The sequence below is a fragment of the Ruegeria sp. D4 genome (assembly GCF_056534475.1).
This window is the reverse complement of record NZ_JBQFPJ010000018.1, coordinates 73,135-92,216: the sequence shown is the minus strand read 5'-3', so window position 1 is coordinate 92,216 and position 19,082 is coordinate 73,135. Positions and strand designations below refer to the sequence as shown.

Annotated in this window: 16 protein-coding genes, 1 tRNA gene and 2 pseudogenes; 9 read left to right on the top strand and 10 right to left on the bottom strand. The window is 51.2% G+C overall.

Annotation, left to right across the window (positions count from 1 at the left end):
• Window positions 1–146, top strand: a pseudogene (gene glyA / locus ACR0MI_RS19570) (serine hydroxymethyltransferase); the annotation flags it as partial.
• Between the two features lie 123 nt (window positions 147–269).
• On the opposite strand, the gene ACR0MI_RS19565 reads toward glyA, so the two are convergent.
• Window positions 270–644, bottom strand: a complete 375-nt coding sequence (locus tag ACR0MI_RS19565) for a hypothetical protein (protein WP_170617526.1) — start codon at window positions 642–644, stop codon at window positions 270–272.
• 47 nt (window positions 645–691) lie between these two features.
• Between ACR0MI_RS19565 and ACR0MI_RS19560 the strand changes: the two genes are divergently transcribed.
• Entirely contained in the window at window positions 692–1,492 is an 801-nt protein-coding gene (locus ACR0MI_RS19560; RefSeq protein WP_480442407.1) for an alpha/beta fold hydrolase, read from the top strand.
• Here the strand turns inward: ACR0MI_RS19560 and ACR0MI_RS19555 are convergent, their stop codons facing one another.
• The gene (locus tag ACR0MI_RS19555; RefSeq protein ID WP_170817416.1) at window positions 1,493–1,681 is read right to left on the bottom strand and encodes a hypothetical protein; all 189 of its coding nucleotides are present in this window, start codon (window positions 1,679–1,681) and stop codon (window positions 1,493–1,495) included.
• A 69-nt stretch (window positions 1,682–1,750) separates the two neighbouring features.
• Window positions 1,751–2,146: a rhodanese-like domain-containing protein gene (locus ACR0MI_RS19550; protein WP_170617528.1), complete on the bottom strand. Its 396-nt coding sequence runs from the start codon at window positions 2,144–2,146 to the stop codon at window positions 1,751–1,753.
• 419 nt (window positions 2,147–2,565) lie between these two features.
• On the opposite strand from ACR0MI_RS19550, the gene ACR0MI_RS19545 reads away from it, so the two are divergent.
• Window positions 2,566–2,651: transfer RNA gene (locus ACR0MI_RS19545), tRNA-Leu, on the top strand.
• A 1,138-nt stretch (window positions 2,652–3,789) separates the two neighbouring features.
• Here the strand turns inward: ACR0MI_RS19545 and ACR0MI_RS19540 are convergent.
• Together ACR0MI_RS19540 and ACR0MI_RS19535 are read right to left on the bottom strand one after the other, a co-directional pair.
• Window positions 3,790–4,176: pseudogene (locus tag ACR0MI_RS19540) on the bottom strand (recombinase family protein); the annotation flags it as partial.
• Window positions 4,169–4,363, bottom strand: coding sequence for a hypothetical protein (locus ACR0MI_RS19535; protein WP_480855333.1), 195 nt, complete (start codon window positions 4,361–4,363; stop codon window positions 4,169–4,171). The pseudogene ACR0MI_RS19540 and the gene ACR0MI_RS19535, both read right to left, overlap by 8 nt.
• Window positions 4,364–4,992: 629 nt before the next feature.
• Between ACR0MI_RS19535 and ACR0MI_RS19530 the strand changes: the two genes are divergently transcribed.
• Complete coding sequence (locus tag ACR0MI_RS19530; protein ID WP_170709462.1) at window positions 4,993–5,694, top strand: hypothetical protein; 702 nt, start codon at window positions 4,993–4,995, stop codon at window positions 5,692–5,694.
• A gap of 79 nt (window positions 5,695–5,773) precedes the next feature.
• Here the strand turns inward: ACR0MI_RS19530 and ACR0MI_RS19525 are convergent, their stop codons facing one another.
• The gene (locus tag ACR0MI_RS19525) at window positions 5,774–7,033 is read right to left on the bottom strand and encodes a serine hydrolase domain-containing protein (RefSeq protein ID WP_170817414.1); all 1,260 of its coding nucleotides are present in this window, start codon (window positions 7,031–7,033) and stop codon (window positions 5,774–5,776) included.
• A 1,248-nt stretch (window positions 7,034–8,281) separates the two neighbouring features.
• Here ACR0MI_RS19525 and ACR0MI_RS19520 point away from each other — a divergent pair.
• Together ACR0MI_RS19520 and dctP are read left to right on the top strand one after the other, a co-directional pair.
• Window positions 8,282–9,451: an alpha/beta hydrolase gene (locus tag ACR0MI_RS19520; protein ID WP_480855341.1), complete on the top strand. Its 1,170-nt coding sequence runs from the start codon at window positions 8,282–8,284 to the stop codon at window positions 9,449–9,451.
• Entirely contained in the window at window positions 9,448–12,282 is a 2,835-nt protein-coding gene (gene dctP / locus ACR0MI_RS19515) for a TRAP transporter substrate-binding protein DctP (RefSeq protein ID WP_480855330.1), read from the top strand. Before ACR0MI_RS19520 ends, dctP begins: the two co-directional genes overlap by 4 nt.
• Before the next feature lie 129 nt (window positions 12,283–12,411).
• Here dctP and ACR0MI_RS19510 read toward each other — a convergent pair whose 3' ends face one another.
• The 4 genes from ACR0MI_RS19510 to ACR0MI_RS19495 all read right to left on the bottom strand — a co-directional run bounded on the left by ACR0MI_RS19510 (window position 12,412) and on the right by ACR0MI_RS19495 (window position 16,954).
• Window positions 12,412–13,053: an alpha/beta hydrolase family protein gene (locus tag ACR0MI_RS19510; RefSeq protein WP_480855328.1), complete on the bottom strand. Its 642-nt coding sequence runs from the start codon at window positions 13,051–13,053 to the stop codon at window positions 12,412–12,414.
• A 41-nt stretch (window positions 13,054–13,094) separates the two neighbouring features.
• Window positions 13,095–13,973: a hypothetical protein gene (locus tag ACR0MI_RS19505; RefSeq protein ID WP_480855326.1), complete on the bottom strand. Its 879-nt coding sequence runs from the start codon at window positions 13,971–13,973 to the stop codon at window positions 13,095–13,097.
• Window positions 13,970–15,640 (bottom strand): AAA family ATPase, encoded by a 1,671-nt coding sequence (locus tag ACR0MI_RS19500; RefSeq protein ID WP_480855324.1) that lies wholly within the window; start codon window positions 15,638–15,640, stop codon window positions 13,970–13,972. The genes ACR0MI_RS19505 and ACR0MI_RS19500 overlap by 4 nt, the downstream gene beginning before the upstream one ends.
• Window positions 15,641–16,330: 690 nt before the next feature.
• Window positions 16,331–16,954 (bottom strand): exonuclease domain-containing protein, encoded by a 624-nt coding sequence (locus ACR0MI_RS19495; protein ID WP_480855323.1) that lies wholly within the window; start codon window positions 16,952–16,954, stop codon window positions 16,331–16,333.
• Window positions 16,955–17,210: 256 nt separating this feature from the next.
• On the opposite strand from ACR0MI_RS19495, the gene ACR0MI_RS19490 reads away from it, so the two are divergent.
• The 3 genes from ACR0MI_RS19490 to ACR0MI_RS19480 are packed head-to-tail and all read left to right on the top strand — an operon-like array spanning window position 17,211 to window position 19,061.
• Window positions 17,211–17,720, top strand: coding sequence for a BrxE family protein (locus ACR0MI_RS19490; protein WP_480855322.1), 510 nt, complete (start codon window positions 17,211–17,213; stop codon window positions 17,718–17,720).
• Window positions 17,720–18,499 (top strand): BrxA family protein, encoded by a 780-nt coding sequence (locus tag ACR0MI_RS19485; protein ID WP_480855319.1) that lies wholly within the window; start codon window positions 17,720–17,722, stop codon window positions 18,497–18,499. The genes ACR0MI_RS19490 and ACR0MI_RS19485 overlap by 1 nt, the downstream gene beginning before the upstream one ends.
• A complete protein-coding gene (locus tag ACR0MI_RS19480; RefSeq protein WP_480855317.1) occupies window positions 18,486–19,061 on the top strand; it encodes a BREX protein BrxB domain-containing protein in 576 nt (191 codons plus the stop codon). The genes ACR0MI_RS19485 and ACR0MI_RS19480 overlap by 14 nt, the downstream gene beginning before the upstream one ends.
• Window positions 19,062–19,082 lie beyond the last annotated feature (21 nt).

The window sequence follows — 19,082 nt, the reverse complement described above, 5'->3', positions numbered from 1 at the left end:
AATTCCGCCAGATCGCGGACTGGATCATCGAGGTCGTCGACGGTCTGGCCGCCAATGGCGAAGACGGCAACGGCGCGGTCGAGGCCAAGGTTAAAGCCGAAGTCGCAGACCTCTGCGCACGATTCCCGATCTACCCGAACCTGTGATCGGCTCGGAACAATCAAGACAGCGGCGCCCCGGTGGCGCCGCATCTGTTTTGGGCGCATTGTCATTTCACACCAAAGACTTAGTTCAACATTGGCAAGGTAATCCTGCCTCAGAACCTACCTTCAGATCAGGCCGCGCCACCACAGAAACAGCAGCAGCAGCGCGCTCAGCGCCAGAATGTTGAACGCCAGTCCGCCCAGCATCCCCAGAAACCAGCCCCATCTTCTGTCCGCCAGATCAATACTGCCGAGATACGCCTGCACCTCGTCGGACGCGCTGACAAGTTTTGGAGTGTCCAGAACCCGCCGCAACCTAGGATGCGCCGCCATCTGTTCCGCATTCGCCAGCAGAAGCGCCTGTTTGTAGATCCGGCGAGGCAGTCGGCGTTTGGCTCTTTTGACCGAGGCCAACAGGGTTTTGTCCCGCACACCCAGCTTTTCGCGCAGCAACGCAATCGTGCCTGCAATCCGGGTCTGAATATCAGTGTCCTGCGACATTGGTGCCTCCTGACCGGGAAATGTAGCGCGGCCAGAGGCAGGCTACAATGGGACTGGTCGTTTCATTCACTGCCGGGTATCACGCACTCATGTTGAACACGATCGTACATGGCGAACCGACCGCGAACCCTCCTCTTCTGATCGCGCACGGGCTTTATGGCTCGGCCCGTAATTGGGGCGTCATTGCGCGGCGGCTTTCGGACGAAAGACAGGTCATTGCAGTGGACATGCGCAACCATGCCTACAGCAAGTGGGACGCCTCGCATGGTTATCCGGACCTGGCCGATGATCTGGCCGAGGTCATTGCGCAGGTCGGCGGTCCCGTGGACGTTGTCGGCCACTCCATGGGCGGCAAGGCAGCAATGACCCTGGCGCTGATGCATGGTGCCCAAGTGCGTAAACTGGTAGTGGCCGACATTGCGCCGGTGACCTACAGCCACAGTCAGATTCAGTTCATCGAAGCCATGCGTGCGGTCGATCTGTCCTGCGTGACCCGGCGCTCGGATGCCGAGCAGCAACTGGCAGAACTGGGTGTCGAAAAAGCGTTGCAGAGCTTCTTCACTCAGTCACTGGATGTCAGCGGGCAGCGGTGGCTGTTGAACCTGGACGGTCTGGCAAACGAGATGGCAAAAATCATGGGGTTTCCGGTACTCGATGCCACTTGGAACGGGCCCGCCCTGTTTTTGTCCGGTGGCGCCTCGGACTATGTTCTGCCGCAGCACCGCGACAAGATACGCGCCCTTTTCCCCGCCGCGAAATTCGCAAAGATTCCGGGCGCAGGCCACTGGCTGCACGCCGAAAAACCGCGCGAATTTGAAGCGGCCGTCAGAACCTTTTTGAACGCCTGATCAGATCGAACCCTGATACAACCGTTTGGCGACAAGCCATGAAACCGGTATGGCGGCAACAAATCCTGCGCCAGCGGCCCCCAGAATAGCGCCCGTGGTAACCAGGCCAACAGACAATACAGCTATGACGGCCGAGCCAGCCAGGGCAGTTCCAATCAGTGAATACAACATCGAAGCAAGACGCATCATTGGGTGTGGTCCTATTTTGGAATCTGACCACATATTGGTTTCTCAGGATGTGTTTGGCTTTGATTCAGGTCAGGTCATTCCAGGGTCAACAGGCTCGACTGTCTGGCCGCCCCCTTCGACCCAATCAGTAAGGCCCCCAAGGTTGTAAACCCGGGAATAGCCCATGTCCTTCAACAATTTGCCTGCCAGCGCCGCGCGCCCGCCCGACGCACAGTGCAGGACGATTGGCCGGTCGATGCGCAATTCAGGATCATGAGTTGGCAGCCCGCTATCGGCCCTAAACTCCAGCATCCCGCGTGGAATGTGATGAGACCCGACCGCCCGGCCCGCCCTCTCCAGTTCCGGCGTATCCCGAACGTCCAGCAGCAACCCGCCCTCGCGCAGCAGTTCCGAAGCTTGGGCAAAATCGATACGCGCGACCACAGCGTTGGCGGCCTCCATCATGTCCCTGACTGTCAGTGGCATTCCGGTTCTCCTGTCCTTGGAACTCCAGCATTTAACATGCAAAATAAGGAATACGTTTTCTGTGTAAAGGTACAATAGCGGTAAATCGCGAGCGGGGATATTACCCCGTTCTAACTGTGACTTCGAATGGCGGCAATTTTGTTCGCCTTGCTGCATCTACAAACACGAAAAGAGGAAGTCCGGGCCACCCCAATCATCAGGACCGGACACTTTTACACTTGAGCTGCAAGCAGCATCCACCCTAACTGCATGCTTGGCGAATTGGCGGGTGTTGTTCCAATCACACGACTAGCTCCGGCAACTTGGGCTTGAGGGCGTGCTGGATTTGACCAAGGCACAATTTGAGGCGGAAGCGCATTGTATTCATGGCCTTGTGGCCGTATTGAGATTTTCAGGCCCGAATTAGGCTCGACACGCATGCCCGCGTGGTGGAATGGTAGACACAAGAGACTTAAAATCTCTGGGCCGGAAGGCCGTGCCGGTTCGAGTCCGGCCGCGGGTACCAAACCGTTTTCTGTTCCTGACAGGAAGCGTAAGGCCTTGAAAGGAAAGGTGGTATCTGGGGTTCGAACACCCTCAGAACGACTGAAGACAAGGGGTTGGGAAAACACTAGCCTGAGCACGGTCCTCTTCAGGGAAATGCTCCCTTTTTTCCATATTTCATAAGGGTTTGACAAAAAACGCATGGAGAGTTCGAACATACTGTCGTAGTCCAATGCCGGAACTGCCATTTTCTCAATTTCGGCGTCGATCGCGGCTTGCTCCTTGCGAAGCAATAACGCGTGATTTTCGTATGCTTGGGCCGTTTCTTCCTCTTCCGACCGCACTGCGCGGTCGAGATTTTTTCTTACCTTTTTCTCGATTTCACGAGATTGCGCCCTCAGGCTGGCAAGCTCGGATTGATTTGTGCAGTTGCGCTGTTCCCATGCATCTCGAAACATCTGTTCTGCGATCTGAAAGGTTTCGCGATCAGGTACCACGCTTTTCAAGAGTTGTTCGAATTCGTTTTCTACTTTTTCTCTCGGTGTGGAGAGACCCTTTTCAGCGCACTTTCGATACTGGCATAGATAGTAAGGGTATCTACGGCCAGTTCGGCTTTGCGACCAACAAGATGTAATGCGTCGACCGCAAGCCTCACATTCCAAGAAGCCTCTCAAAGGAAATTCCTTGTCGATGTCCTTTCTGGCCGGAGCTACACTGCGTCCCTGCAGCCGATCTTGGATAATGAGATATGTGTCATAAGTGATCAATGAAGGGTGCTGAGCCTTTGTTAGAGGAATGGCCCAATTGGGATATTCTAGGTAACCAGCATAATGTACGTTGCGTAGCATTTTCGTTACGCTGTCGATCCTGAGCGCCCTCGCTCTGAGACCTTCAAGGTACTGCGGCTTGCCCTCCAGAAACCGAAGGACCTCCATGGGAGACTGAAAACGGCCTTCTGCGAAACCGTTTAGTGCTTCAGATAGGATGGAAGCCACTGGTTCGTTTCGAACGAGGACCTTTCCACCGAGTGGGGATTTTTCGTATTTGTACCCATTCGGCGCATGGAAAATCCAATACCCGGCTCGGAGCCGTTCAAGGCTGCGGCTGTGCGCACGTTCGACGATGTTCTCGCGTTCGTATCCAGACACTACGGCTACAACGTTCTCCTGCAACCTGTCAGCGGCCTTGTCTCCAAAGCTCTGCTTAGGGCTAACAAGGATCGCACCTAGAGAGCTAATTCTTGCTCGCAACCTTGTATGAGCCAGAATTCCACGAGCCAACCTACTACCGTCATCGACGATCACGACAAACTCATTCGCGTCGCGGCTTTGCAAAAACTCAATGAGAGATTGCATGCCGGGGCGGTCGAAGTGCTTTCCGGAAATAACGTCGTGGAATACTTCGACCACTTCGTAGCCATTTTTCTCCGCGTAGTCGCGGCAACTTGCTTCCTGACCAGACAGTCCGGATCCATCTGTTTCCTGTTTCTTTGAAGAAACACGGCAGTATATAACGGCTTTCTTGCGCTCGGCGGATTGGTTATTCATGGGTGACCCCAGTACCTTGAAGCTTCTGCGAAAAGAGAAAACTCTCAGCGAGCGAATGCACTTCGTTCATTGCGACGTCTTCAGGCAGGTTCCGCTGAGTAGGGTGCACGCAATAGCCTAGGTCGATGAAAGCAACGACAATTGACCAGAGTGCCGTAAGAAATTCATGCTTTTGTTGATCGGTCATAACCGAAGATTTTAGGAACTGCTGATAGCTCTCCACATCAACTTCAACTCTTCTTCTCTTGTGGGTCCTCGCTAGCGATGGAGGGGTGAAAATTGTGGGTGTCTGTATCAAGTTCGAACCTCCCTTAATCGTTGTGACAGCGGTGAAATATCGCTTTCTAAGGTTCGAGCATTTAATGAACGCAATGTGTAGTCAAGTATTTGTTTTTATGTGACTTTTTCCCCGGAAAAAAGCACATGTTAGTTTGCGTGACATCCCCGGATTGTTTTCATTCATTGAATCTGAAGTTGAGCCATTGAGGTGTCACGTAGAGTGACAAAAAAATCTGAAATTTGGTCTATTGGCTAACTTGTTGGTCGCCAGAACTGGCGAAAATAGCTGCGAATCAGGGTGGTAAACTGCCACCATGTTGAGCGCTCAACATGTAGAATCGGTCATCAGAACAAATAGATCGATGTCCGCTCTGAGCCCTAAGTTCAAATTTCTGCACCGTGCATCAATGCCGGAAGTTCAGAAAAAGCTGTCGTTGAGTGTTCTATTCAAACCGCACCTTCTTCACTTTTTGGGCTGTGCAAACGCTCCCAAGGGGTGTCTCATACAAATTGTAATGTGATCATTGGATCTTAGCCGTGTTCGACGCTTCGACATACCTCGCGATAACATCGATTGCAGTCATCGGCACTGTTCACGTCTTCTGCGTGTCTTTTTACCAGAGATTCCCCGGCCTAGCAGGCTGGCTTTCTGATTTTTCTTCTGGGATCGGACTTGGCTATGCTTTCCTTTTCTTACTGCCAAAAATCGGTGAATTGTCGGCCGATTTGGCTGCAAATGGGAAATGGGAAAACTCGCTGTTCGGTTACTCGCTCCTAGGATTTCTCCTTTACTACTTGCTGGAAGCCAGTCGCGACACGGGGGCCGATAACAGGTTGTCGCTTGGCTTGGACACAGTGGCACTCGGAACCTATAACTGCTTGCTTGCCATTACCGTCATGCAAACGACGGGAACATCACCTGAGCTGTACGCTGTTGGAACGTTGGCCTATTCATTGCATTTGTTTGGGGTGAATATCTTTCTCTATAAGACCCACCCCGGACACATGTCTGGATGGCTACGCGCATACTTTGTCGCGTCGCTTGCAGTCGGCATATTGATCGGTCTCAACGCAGACAAAAGTAGCATGATCTATTCAATTGCGACTGGGTTAACAGGGGGTGTGATAATAGCCCTGTCTCTTCGGGTTAAACTACCCAGCCTTTCGGCAGTGAATACAAAAGCTCTGTTGATTGGTGTGGTGTTTGCTGCGGTCGCAGTCGAGGTCACCCGGTACTAACCCGACGACACTGTCAAGTCTTTCCGCAGTATAAGCCGAGCCATTTGGCTCAGCTTACTAGATTAAGATAATCTGAAATTCATTTACTCAAAGTCTCTGCAATACCTTTCATCGCAACCATAGAGTCCAGGTACATAGGTGTATTTTGAACGTCTGGCTGGCTTGATAGCTTCACCATAACCACATTGGCTTTCTGGTTCACATACAATAGCTGTCCGTAGACACCGATACCGTAAAACGCACCTTTTTCTCTATCTTTCACCCAAACTTGATTCCGGTAGTGGAAGCCTTCAAACACCTCTGCGTATGCACTCTTCTCATAAGCTGCGACTACATCATCATTTGCTTGAATCGTGTCAGCAATCCAATCTGGAGGAATAACTTGAGTGTCGTTAACTTTTCCGTTGTCCAGCATCATTATGCCAAATCGCAATAGGTCACGAGAGCTGGTAAATAACCCACCACTCGTTTGCACAATCCTTTTGGGCCCTAGTTCGCTGTATGCAGGGTCCTGAGCACCGATGTCCTGCCACAACTCGGCCAGTACATCCAGATAGCTTTCTCCAGTTGCCGACTCGATAACCATACCCAGCAGCGCAGATAGCACTGAACGGTAACTATAAACTTCACCGTCATCTACCAAGGTCTCGCGATCACTAAGAGAGATCATGTACTCCTTAACGCCAGACTCTGTATCACAAATTTCAACTTTTTCAGAGAGGTCCTGACCAAACGCACAGAACAGATCACCGGCATCGTCTAAGTAGCCGCTAGAAGCATCTTTCCAATCTACAGCAGCGGTCATATCAAGTAGGTGTCTAACCGTTGTATTTTTGAATGCTGGGCCTTCCAACTCTGGCAGGTATTCTGTGATCAGCTTTTTAGGATCTAATTCTCCCGCCTCAACCGCCAGCCCTGCTACCATACCCAACACTGTCTTGGTGATCGAGTGAATGCGGTGAGGCGTATCAGCTTTCATGCCATTGAAGTACTTTTCAGCGACCAATTTGCCATCGTGATAAATCAAAAAGCTATCGGTATGCGTTTGATGCAACCAATCGTTGATGTTCTGTTCTTCATTATTGCTAGCTGTGAAAACAAAAGTCTCAAGCTCCGTTGGGTATGCCGCTTTTTCCAAAGTACGTACCCAATCTGACGGTGGAACTCGTGCTAATTCGCCAAAAACATTTGTGCCTTCAAATATCCAAGGGCTTCTATCTACAGACCCAACGGTTTCATCCCAGAAATAACCAGCCTCTGCGCTTGCTGGCTTTGTAGAAGCAGTAAATACCGCACCGGAGGCCAAAAGAGCGATAGCAATAGCGGAAGTCACTAACATCTTGTTTGCATTTCTTTTCAATTTTGGGGATCTCCGTCCGACTAGACAATCTCTAAGCAATCCAGCCACGCTTCAGCTCTGGTGTCTAGCCCCTTGTGTTTCGGCCAGAGGCTGTCAGACGACTGCGAATTAATCTCTGGTAGAACAGTTAAGTAGTCGCAAGCGACGGATGGCAGATACTGTGCGTTAGTCGCCTTGAACAATGCCCGCTTCGTACGCATCTCGGAGGATGTAAAGCTCGAAAGGAAGGTCCGCTTCGGTGTGAGACCAGTTACCAGAAAGCGATGAGCATAAGGCGGCTTTGTCCGCAAGTCGGTCGTTGCACCGATTTCGCTCTACGTCCGCACTTTGGAAGGAAGCTGACGTTAAAGTTGAAGACATTCCATATGGCCTGACGCAAGCCAATATCCTCATTGTTATTGTCGGGTGGCGCGAAATGGTAATATCGGTCGATTGTGGTGCTGGAGTTCACCTTCCCAACGCTCAAATTCTTTGAAGAGCTGGTTCGAAGTTTGTACCTTTAAGTGTACCAGTTTGTACGAAATTCGAAGCTTGCGCACGCTAACAGGCGCGATGCTTGTTGGGACAAACATATCAAATGACTTAGGAAGTCATCGTCTGCGTCTCGGCATGGAAAGGACCGCAATGTGACCTGATACAAGGTATTATCGCTCCGGTGCTTGCAAATGCTTCGCGGAACTTGAAACCTTTATCCCGGAGGATCGCGGGACAACGATTCACTAACATCCAAAATGGACCAGTCAGATGGGTTTGCTTAGGAAATAAAATGGTGCCGGGGGCGGAGTATCATAGGTCACACTACTTTATGTAATTATTCATTTTTTTGTTCCTAAACTTACTTAATACCCCCAATGATACCCCCAATCTGTAAAGGACAATATTCAGTTTCGCGAACCATTCTTGCAGAGACCTTCCATTTACGAATTTTGCCGTCCATGAATTTGACGTGACCGGATGAAGCCGCCCAAAGCCGCATAACCCATTACGATCAAGTCATTATTTCAAGTACAGTTCTTAGACGGCGCCGAACCAAGCAAGAGAACGTTTGATGTACATTTCCTACTAATCCCCTACTATTCCTCCGGACCTCCGAGCGCTCAGAAAACTGGATGACTTTTTTTTGGGAGGCGTTAGCGAGGCTTCCAGCTTGAATCTCGCTTTTTTCTTGCGCCGTGTCCGCCATTTGTCCCAAGCTCACTGCAGCAAAGTTTGATTGGATTGTTTGAAGTGCTTATTGATGCAGTTCCCGGACGTTACCTGGATCTAAGCAGATGGGAGCACCCGCCTTTCTGTATCAAACTGATACGTCTGATCGTTTCTTGCCTGATAACCGTTCTGATTCCTAGCCTAGTTCAGGCGCAGGTTCCATTTGAAGCCAGCGATTTGCGTCTACCATCGCCCGCTCGCGGCTACTCGCCGCATGCGGAGGACACTCCACCTGCTTCCGCCCGAGTATTTTTCGCAACTGACCGTCGATTGGACGAAGCGTCTCGTTTTACTGACCGCTTTGCAAATGCCGAAAGCCCAACATCTGATGTCTGGTGTGGTGAGCTAGCTCCAGCCGACGAGAGCTCCATCGGAGAGTTTAGAGGCGACGTCGAGCTTGTCACGGGCACTACACTAAGCTCGAAGCAAGACTGCATCGACAATCTATCGAGCGCTGTTGGCGAGGCCGGTGGAGAGCTCCTGCTGTTCGTTCATGGCTACAGAAAAAGTTTTCAAGATGCCACCAAAAGAGCGCTTGCCTTCGTGCGAGATGCCGGCCTTGGCGGAGTTGTTGTTATTTGGTCGTGGCCTTCTGCGGGGCAAGCCACCAGTTATAGCTTCGATACAGAGAGTATCGAGTGGTCAAAACCAAACTTTGCCGCGTTTGTTTATGATCTGCTTGCCTCAGAGCAAGTAAGTAGAATCGATTTCTTCGCTCATAGCATGGGAGCAAGGCTAGTGGCGGACCTAATGCGTGATCATTGGCCAGGCCAACCTTCCGCAGTTGTTTTGTATGCCGCGGATGTTGCCCGCCCCATTTTGAGACAAGCCCTTGCCAATGCAAATACGGCAGTTCCTACCTTGTTGGCGACGAATCTGGACATGGCTCTTATTGCTTCGCAGAAGATCAATCAGCGGCAGCGAGCAGGCAAAGCGAACCCGCTTATGTTGGTCTCGGGAATGGATACAATTGACCTCAGTGCGTTCGACGAAATGTGGAGTGCGATATGGTTGCAGCACTGGAACCATTCCCACGCTTTCTTCGTTCCGGAAGTAATTTCTGATCTTTCGACTCTATTATCAGGAAGCTGGCATGCTGAAGACCGAGGATTGAAGCCGTTATATGTTCAAAGCACTGGGTTGGAGTACTATTTTATCTCCCCCAGAAAAACAGGTTTTCCAATACCATGAGTGTTTTTGGAATTATATTGATGAGAAGCGTTAGGCTTAAGCAAGCTATCGGACTTCTGAGCTCTATCATTCTATTGCTCATTGGTATTAAGACCGGTGCAGTAGCTCAGAGCCAGAATGAACGAATACGGATACTATTTGGTACAGAACCCTCTGCTGCGCGAATGGCGTACGAAGAGAGGTTAATATCTGCTTTAGAAGAGAAGGGGATCGAAGCTTCCGAAGCGCTCTCTTTATCACCAGGCCAGATACGCGCAACGGTCGCGCTCGGCGCGCCAGCTATTGGTTTCATACCTTTTACTCCAGATCTTTCTCAACGCGGAGCTGCCAGCACATTCCTCTCTACGCCTGCTGCTTTTCAAAACCTCGATCACCGTAGAACAGCAATCAGGGGGGTAATTGGTAGTCTAGCACGCGAAGAAATCGCCGACACAGAAACGTTTGCTTTACAGATTTGGCCGCTCGCAGTTGAAGCGTTCGCGAGCGGAAAACCTATCAATGCCTTAGAAGATCTCCAAGGCGAACGCATTGCAACACTTGGCAATGTGTCTGAGAGTTTTTTAGCAAGTTTAGGTGCTTCACCAGTAGTTGTCTCAACCTCCGATCTCTATCCTTCGGTTCAAGCGGGTAGCGTAGATGCCGTTACGCTCGATCAAGATTTAGCCAATCAGCCCCAGTGGCTCGAATTTTTGTCTGGGGGAGTAATTGTTCAAGATTACAGTGTGCGGCTTGCTGTGGCCATGGTTTCTGCAGAGTGGTGGCGAGCACTGACAGCAGCCGAGCAACGCTCGATCCTCGAGGCACTTGATGAAGCGGAACTGGCGGCGGCTGAGGCTCTGCATGCCCAAACAGATCGCTTAGTTTTGTCCGTTGAGGAAAGGTCAATCGAAAATCTTACGTGGCAGGGGTTTCCTTCGGTAGAATTGCAAGATGCGATAGGTGCCGCCTTAGTCAACACGGTGTCATCAAGTGCAAACGAAGTTCTTCAGCTGATCGGTTTTGCGCAGTCACTTGCGCCATCATCGCACCCAGAAAGGGATCGCGAAGTTCCGGAACAGCCACTTTGGGGCGACGTTAATGTACGCACTAGATTGTCGCTCGCAGCCGCCCTTTGGGGTAATCGTTTAGGGCCTAAAGAAGCGTTTCGTGCTGCGCGAGGCGAGCAAATTACGACTTCTACAGGTCAGCAATTTCGCCTTTCGCGGCCCCTTGACTGGGTTGTGGTTGCCGATGTTTCCGACCTCTTGGGTTTCGGGTATGATCTACAGTCTGGTTCGCCGAACCTATTGGCAGACCCGATCGTTAGAAATTTGTATGAGAGCCTTCAAGCGGGCGGGGAGGCAGAAGAGACAACACTATTTGATCTTATAACTTCTGGGGGAACTAATAATACAAATGCGCTGGCTTTGGGGGCTTATACCCCAGCTGGAGATCGATATCGTGCAATTTGGAGCGATGCGCTGGACATCGCTGAATCCTACAATGAACCTGGAGTATTTAGCACGGTTTTAGGCTTTGGATGGGCCGCACAGCAAAGTGGGAACACTCTATACCGAAACGTCATTTTCCGAGATGGGCCGGATCTTGTTCGAAGGATTGTTCCTTTTACTTCACAGCCACCCGCAGGTTCAAATGATCCATTAAGTCTTTTCGAGTTTATGGAGGCCTACGAGCAACTCACTGGTGGCTCTGTACTAGCTATTTCTCATGGCGGAAACCGATCCAACGGGTTTATGTTTCCTTCTGAGCTGCGGTTTGATGGCAGCCCAATCGATCAAGATTACGTTCGGCTCAGGGCCAGATGGGAACCTGGTTACATAGTGACTGAGATCTTTGGCGATAGCGAAACGCATCCATTTCTTTCGCCAGACGACGATTTTGCGGACTATGGCACGTTGGATTTAGCAAACTCTAATCTAAGTGAGCTCAAAACTGAAGAAATGCTGGAAAACGAATACGCGCGCGAAGCGTTGAAACTAGGCTTAAAGCTTGAAAACCGTTTTGGCACAAATCCTTATAAGTTTGGGTTTTTGGGTGCGACGAGTAGCTACACATCTTTAGCATCGGCAGAAGAAGAGAATTTTTTTGGCCTGGTACCGACCCTAGAACCATCCTCCGGAAGGCTGACCCGCAATTTAGCAAGAAGCGAGCTCGCATCAATGCCTGGTTGGACTCAGATTTCTGGAGGAATGACAGCTATATACGCTCCTGAGAACACGCGTGGTGCAATTTGGGACGCGCTAGCACGTAGAGAGTTCTACTCTACCACCGGATCGCGAATAACACTTCGTTTCTTTGGAGGCTGGGATTTCGGAGAACAGGACTTGAGGATCGGCGAGCTTCATCTCGTAGGCTATGAGAAGGGGGTTCCGATGGGAGCCGACCTACCGCCTTTGCCCGATGATCTGGCGACGCCCTCATTTCTGATTTTTGCGCAGAGTGATCCGCAAGGCGCGAACTTGGACCGTGTGCAGGTGGTAAAGGGTTGGTTAGATGATGAAGGGCAAACATCCGAGAAAATATACGACGTCGCTTGGTCAGCTGAACGCAGTATAGACGCAGATGGGAAGCTCGAATCCGTCGGTAACACCGTGGAGCCGGGGTCGGCCAGTTGGACGAACTCGATAGGTGCTAGAGAATTGGTGACTGTTTGGTCTGACCCTGATTTTGACCCATCAGAACATGCCTTCTACTACGTACGCGCCATAGAGATTCCAACACCACCTTGGTACGTATATGATGAATTTCGTCTTGGTTCAGAAGTACCTGGCGAAGCTGCTCGCACTCATCAAGAGCGAGCATATGCATCTCCAATTTGGTATACCCCCTAACGACTCACAGCTGTCCACACCAGAGGAGACTCTAACCTCTGGAGGTTGCAACTTCATGGAAGTCACGCTCGATGGTCGATTGGTACCATGGCGCACCAAAAACGGTAAACCCGGCGGACTGAGGTATCTCTAGCTAACGAAACCTTCTACCCATGCTGAAACCGCTACGCCCATTGATGTAATGTGATCCGCATGCGTGAAACCTGAGAGGCGCTTGCGCGGCTTAAGATCGTGATCGCCGTCTTCGAACCAACTCAGCTGGATTGACGAGGAAAGCTCGTACTCGCTGACCTCAACTTTCGAACCAAATTGGTCGCGCGTTCCCTGACAGATAAGGGTTGGCGTTCGCAAATCTTTTAGGTGCTCAGTACGAAGCTTCTCGGGTTTCCCAATCGGGTGAAACGGGTAGCCAACGCAGAGCAACCCAGCGATGCGATCCGTTTCAAACAACCCATCCGCAATCATGCTAGCAACACGCCCGCCCATGGACTTTCCGCCTATGATCAGTTGGCCCTTAATTGGCAGCGCTTCGATTGCGGCTAGGTACTCTGATTTAAGTTTTTCGGCGCGCGGCGGGGGCTTCCTGGTGTCTTCTGTTCGGCGATTGGCCATGTAGGCGAACTCAAACCGAACGGCTCTTAAGCCCTGTTGGGCTAATGCATCCGCGATTGCTGTCATTGCTTGGGAGTCCATCGGTGTACCCGCTCCGTGCGCCAGCAGCATGGTTACGGTCGCTGCTTCAGGGCCTAACTCCAGGAATTCGATCGGCATATCAAACCAAAATTTCAGCGACGTTGTGGGACCGAGTTCTCTCAGATTTCAATGAGCGGACCACCTGGCTGCCTGCCAACACGACTAAGTTGACCATAAACCCAGTTTGACATGTTTGCGGTTTCCAGAATACCAGCGACAAACATTGAGTCCCAGTTGTTCTTACTGCCATTGTATTCGTCCAAAGTGTCAAGTTCGCCCTGCAGAATTTCCAAAAGCTCGTCGTGATCACCGGGTACAGATCGCAGGTCTCTAATTACATTTCCTGGCTTGAGAACGAACTTCGTCCACTGCCGATGCAGCCAATCTACAACCTGAGTTCGCTCTACCACTTTCCGTACGTGAAATGATACGGCAGCATAATTTGCGTCTCCCTCATCCAAAACCACCTTCAGTGATACGCTCGGTACGGCGCCAAGATCCTCAAAATGTGCCACGATCAGCCTATCGCCCAGAAGATCGTCGAAGTACGGATGTAGGATGCGTTCACCAGGATGGTGTCCAACTAAAGACCTTCCGCGCAACGAATTACATTTGCAGGCAGGAACCAAATTCAGTCCAAATACCGCGAAACAGGCAAAGTCCTCTTTGGGAAAAATATGATCCAGTGTTCCCGCGTATCTCGACCCGCACATTGGACAAGTACTCGCGCCGCCGCCTTCTCTAATCTCATTGATGTAGCTAATGTTAGATGGAGGTTTCGCATAATGACGTCGTAAATGTTCGCGAACATAGTCAGGAACAGCAACATCACTTACGACAGTCGCGTCACCGTTGGCGGTGACGTATTCTGTATACCCGTTGCGAATAGCTCCTACATATGGCTGTAAACTGGGGAAGCTTCCAACAAGGTTATTGTTGGAAAGGTCCTCGATTGCTTGCCAGTCATCGAACCAGTCTGGCCTCTCAACTCTGTTCAAGTCTCACCCTCGCCTGACTGGGTGTCCTCGATTCTGGACCGAATCTCAGATAGTAGGTCGAGCGAGATATCATCTTTGTATTCATCAAAAACATTTTCAAATGAGATTGCTCCGTCAGTAATTCTTGCTTCCACGTCTTTTGCCAAACGCGAGGGCATATCCTCACCGAACACAAAGTAAGATATTGCTCCGACGTCAGCGCCAAATGTTTTAAGTCTGGGTTGCTCAGAAATGATCTCACGATCTGGCCCTGAACGAAGCACGATTACCTGGTCTTCGAATGTTTCTCTAACGAAGTAGACCGAGTGGGTGGAAATAACTGCAACAGACCCAGTTTGTTCGAGTAATTCATCCAATAGCGCAACAAACTGACCGATAAAGTTCGGATGAAGGTGGGTTTCCGGTTCGTCTATTAGCAGTAGGGTACCATTTTCGATATACAAGCTGGTCAATGCCGCAAACCGAACGAAGGCGGCCTCGCCGCTGCTCAATCTGAATCCTTGTCCTTCACTATATCGAACAGGCTCTTTGCCAAGGTCCACAGATGAGTATCTTTCTAAACGACGGCTTTCCGAACCGCTAAAGAAATCAGATAATAATATAAATCCGGAGTTTGCGTTTCTTTCAGGAAGTGCAAGTTCTTCATAGCCTTCAATCGCACGAATGGCTCTCATAAAAAGTTGATATCTATTCTCAGTTCGGATTCGTTCATCAGATCTCATGAGTTGTACGATCAAATCTGATGTTGTTGTTCTATTACGTCCAAAACCAGGGCTGCTAAGCGAAAACCTGCGATACCAAACGCTTGAGGCCCTGCGTGGTTTAGCTGGGAAACCAGAGTACGAAGCATACGTTGGATAGTAAGCCAATATTCGGCTAATTAGGGGGCGCTCACCCTGTTCATTGGTCAAGCCTCTTTCACCCTTGAGCGCAAAGCTCGCAATTCTGTTTAGCGTTTGGCTCTTTCCCACCCCATTCTTACCTATAAGAACTGATATTCGCTTTGGCAGAATAGGTTCACGCTGTGAGAAGCGAAAAATTAGATCATGCTCGTTTGGGCGGCCCGAAAGACGAAAACGAACTCGTATCGCGTCAGAAATTGAACCCAGTTCCTCGAAGTCCTCCCCTAGGAGAATCGAACCTGCATTCTTCCAAGCAAAGTAGGATTCCGAAAATCGCAAGAACCCGGTCAGGAATACTTCCGTCTCTCTAGCGACGCCTAGCCAGTCTGGGTGTTTTGAACTTTCCTCCGCGGCAACCATGTCATGCATCGCTTCTAGAGCAGCATTCGCCTCATCAGCGCCCAGTTGGTCGACCAACCTTCTGTATGCCTGCATATCTGGGAGCATGGTAAAGAAGTTTGGCAATTCTTCAGAATTAACAGCGCTTTGGCTTGTGGTGTCGAGTGTTCCTTCGAGATCTCGAATATCTCCATACTCACAGGAACGGTCCGCGATTCCAAAAAAGCACTCGAAATTGAGTTCTTCGGCACTCTGACTGGGCCTTCGAGGTCTCAAGATTACATCAGCACGAATTCGAAAACCAAAGTCATTCCATTTGTCTGAGCTCGGGGAAATTTGGATCTGTCCTTCGTAGCTCTTCCGCGCCCTATCCAGATCCCGAACAAAGGTCACCTGGTATCCGTTTCTTTCTCTGGTGACCGCCAACTTCTCTCGCTCCGTTACTTAGAGGCTCTACACCGGGTACTCAACTGTCCGTCCAGTTTCAACACCTTCTAACCCAAAGCGTCTATTCTTTGGCCACGTCACCAATGCATGTCTGCGGCCATCGGGGAAGGCTTCGGGGGCGTTCTCAAATACTAAGCGGCGCCCAAGCTCTCGAAACCTATCGCCTTCGAAGCTTTCAAACAGTTCCGCTCGCTCTGACCAGGGCGCCGATTGAAACGTCTGCATGCGCCCTTCGTCTGCACGGCTAGGAAACCCTTCATACATCCGCGCCTCGACCACCTCTGCGGCCGGCCAGGGTGGGTAGCGCTGGGCCAGGGCTTTGCACCCACACGCGCTGCAATGGGACCATCCTGGGCGATTTCAGAGGCTCTACGGGTGATCTCCCCGTCAGGCACACCAAAATCAGTTCCAAGACCGATATCGGCTACAGCCGGCATCTTGTTGGATGTGACAATCCGAATGGCCCTGTCGGGCCCTTGCATGGCCTTTACTAGTTCGTTGACATCCATTTGCAGAACAAGGCGCCGGGTCTTTGCTCAGATCGAAAACCCCAAGTATGGTCGGGTTGTCTCAGCTCTGACCGCAGCCCACAACTGGCAATACGGTCGGTCGAACCATGTAATACTGAACGACACAAAGAGGCCGGCCCGAAAGCACCAGCGACTGCACTTACGACTTATCGACCAGCGGCATCAGTGCTTCCCAGACAGCCGGTGCGCGGTCGCGGATCAGCTGGGCCATGTAGATGGTTACCTCAACGTCCGCCAGAGCGTCATGGGCGTTCTCGTGGGCGAACCGTTTGGCTGGGGCCAGCATGTCCAGTCGCAGAGTCGGCCTTTCATTGTGGTTGATCGGCACCGTGATGGCATTAGGCGCCAACGCTGCCGTTGCCTGTGCCAGGCACAGCACATCCGCCCGCTGATCGCCGTTCGTGTTGGTCAGGTAGATTGGCTGCAGGGTCTGATAGAACTTCTGCCGCAGCAGAGGTTCATCGAATGCGAGTGTATTGTACCCGGAGAAGATCGCCGGCGACCATTCTCGCAGCCTTCTTGCGATGGCCTGAATTGCTTCGTAGTGCGTGGGGAGGCTCGGATCCGTCAGCATAGCCGGCGTAACTCGCGTGGCTAGCAGAGCTCCGAGCGCCGGCACCACATGCGGCTGTAAGCGGCACCGGATTTCGAAGCGATCAAGCTTGTTCAGGTCGTCATCCGTCCGGATCGCTGCGAACTGCAAGATCTGGTCGAACGTGGTGTCCGTGCCGGTGGTTTCAGTGTCATAAAAGACGTACGACATGCATGCATCCTACCGAAACTCGCCTGTGTAGATAAAATCTTTCGCAACGCTTCACAGATGAGCCGCAGCGGCTGTCTGAAAGACCTTCAAGTCGAAAAGTCAGCAATTATCGTTCTGATTGAACCGCCGAGCTCTTGAAAAAAGGGGCTTGATTCCATAGCGTTGAAGAACGGAGATACCTACTCCCAGCTTCCCCTCTGACCAGCGATCCCGCGAGGTGAGTTCCACGCTAACGGTTTTGACCAAGGATAAGACATTGAGCACTGCGTCTTACTACAGGCAAATTGCTGAGCTACGGATGCTAGTTGGCGCTTTGGGAGAGCGTGATAATTACGGCTGGTGGCCCACTTCATTCTTTTCACAGTCAGCAAAAATGTTTTTGGAGCCAGTCTTTCCGAGAACTTCTATCTTAGCGCAGTATCACGGTGTCTTGGAGGCGGCTCGACGCTCCCATGATGAACATCTGAGTGCGGGTAGCTTTCACACTTTTCGGCTTCCTGAAGAAGTCGAGCAAGATATCCAAAACACCATCGCATCTCTGTCGCCGGATGAGATTGAGGGTATCCTAGCTGATGATCGAGAAGCTCGTTTAGAGTCTCTTAGGGCCTTTTTCGACGCTCAAACCGAAATTGCTGAGGGGCCATTTCTCTGTGGTAACGTCGAGGACGTTCTATCTGGATCAGCGCTATCGAAATTAGCGTCAATCTATCATGGAGCATTTGAACGAGGCACGAACGCCTATCCATATTTCGGGGTGAGCTCGTAATGGAAAGTGCTCCATACACAACGCAGCTCCAGGCTGGCCTCGGATTGGTTGAGGAAACCAAAGAGCTACTCGAAATCTGGGAACCTGGAATGCGCACAGCAGCGTTGTACGAGACCGCGCTTTCTTCAGGTCGGTTTCCAAACGTGACGGCGCGGCGCCTGCGAAACATCGTGGCAGAGTGTTTTGCGCCGCGCTACCTGAGGGGCGACGGGCAAGCGGCGCGACTTCTTAAGACTCTGCGTCATCAGCTTCCGAGTGACGCGTTCCTACAGCTACTCTTTCTGTACACCTGCCGCGCCAATCCAATCCTCGCAGATTTTGTCCGCGATGTTTACTGGGCGCGTTATGAAGGCGGTTACGACACGATCGAAAGCAATGACGCTCGGCGTTTTGTCGAGCGCGGCATAGACGACGGTAAGACTTCAAAGCGCTGGTCCGAAAGCACTATCCGTCGTGTCGCAGCTTACCTTACCGGGTGTTGCGCAGACTTTGGACTTCTCCAATCTGGGTTGAAATCAACCCGGCAAATTCTTCCTTTTCGAATAGCGGAACCTGTCACTGCCTATCTGGCGTATGATCTTCATTTTCTTGGGATGGGCGACAACACCGTACTCGCACATGAGGACTGGGGGCTTTTTGGCCTGTCTCGTGAAGATGTAGCCCAGGAGCTGAAACGTTCATCACTCCAGGGCAACCTAGTCATTCAGAGCGCGAGCGACATTGTGCGTGTCAGTTGGACGTTCCCGGACATGGAGACGCTTTGCGATGGCCTCACTTAGAGCAGATTTTGATGAGCTTCGTGAAAGGATTCGCCATGGGCGTGAGCTCGGTCACGCGAGCTTTGAACCCGTCTATTACCTCGTCTTTCCTCCTGAAAGCATACTTGAGGTAAAGCGGCAAACGCCTGCCTGGGAAGCGAAGCTACATCAAGAGGGTTGGGACATTCAGCTGTTCTCAATCTCGGAGCAGCTTTGGGACTTGCTGAAGCAAGACCCGTTTTGGCCCCTCTGGGTGGCACAGGACGAGAAATCCCCGACTGATTGGAGGAAGACCAATGATGCTCTTGCCGCACGTGCTACCGCGGAAGACGGTCTTCTCCAGCGACTTGAGAATAAGCTCAGTGAGCTTGAGGGAAACGAAAACGCGCTGCTAATTGTAACAGATCTAGAAGCACTGCATCCGTTCCTGCGTATCGGCTCAATTGAAAGTAAATTGCAGGGTAGTTTTTATGTGCCGACGATCTTTCTCTATCCGGGAACGCGTACAGGAAAAACAAGGCTTAGGTTTCTCGGGTTTTACCCAGAGGACGGCAACTATCGCTCCGTGCACGTGGGCGGATAAATATTATTGAGAGCACAAAGC

Coding starts and splice junctions, on each gene's coding strand:
- ACR0MI_RS19525 (WP_170817414.1), bottom strand. CDS start 7,033: ATGTTAGTGACTTCCGCTATTGCTATCGCTCTTTTGGCCTCCGGTGCG.
- ACR0MI_RS19510 (WP_480855328.1), bottom strand. CDS start 13,053: ATGCCGATCGAATTCCTGGAGTTAGGCCCTGAAGCAGCGACCGTAACC.
- dctP (WP_480855330.1), top strand. CDS start 9,448: ATGAGTGTTTTTGGAATTATATTGATGAGAAGCGTTAGGCTTAAGCAA.
- ACR0MI_RS19485 (WP_480855319.1), top strand. CDS start 17,720: ATGGAAAGTGCTCCATACACAACGCAGCTCCAGGCTGGCCTCGGATTG.
- ACR0MI_RS19535 (WP_480855333.1), bottom strand. CDS start 4,363: ATGACCGATCAACAAAAGCATGAATTTCTTACGGCACTCTGGTCAATT.
- ACR0MI_RS19560 (WP_480442407.1), top strand. CDS start 692: ATGGGACTGGTCGTTTCATTCACTGCCGGGTATCACGCACTCATGTTG.
- ACR0MI_RS19565 (WP_170617526.1), bottom strand. CDS start 644: ATGTCGCAGGACACTGATATTCAGACCCGGATTGCAGGCACGATTGCG.
- ACR0MI_RS19550 (WP_170617528.1), bottom strand. CDS start 2,146: ATGCCACTGACAGTCAGGGACATGATGGAGGCCGCCAACGCTGTGGTC.
- ACR0MI_RS19495 (WP_480855323.1), bottom strand. CDS start 16,954: ATGTCGTACGTCTTTTATGACACTGAAACCACCGGCACGGACACCACG.
- ACR0MI_RS19480 (WP_480855317.1), top strand. CDS start 18,486: ATGGCCTCACTTAGAGCAGATTTTGATGAGCTTCGTGAAAGGATTCGC.
- ACR0MI_RS19555 (WP_170817416.1), bottom strand. CDS start 1,681: ATGATGCGTCTTGCTTCGATGTTGTATTCACTGATTGGAACTGCCCTG.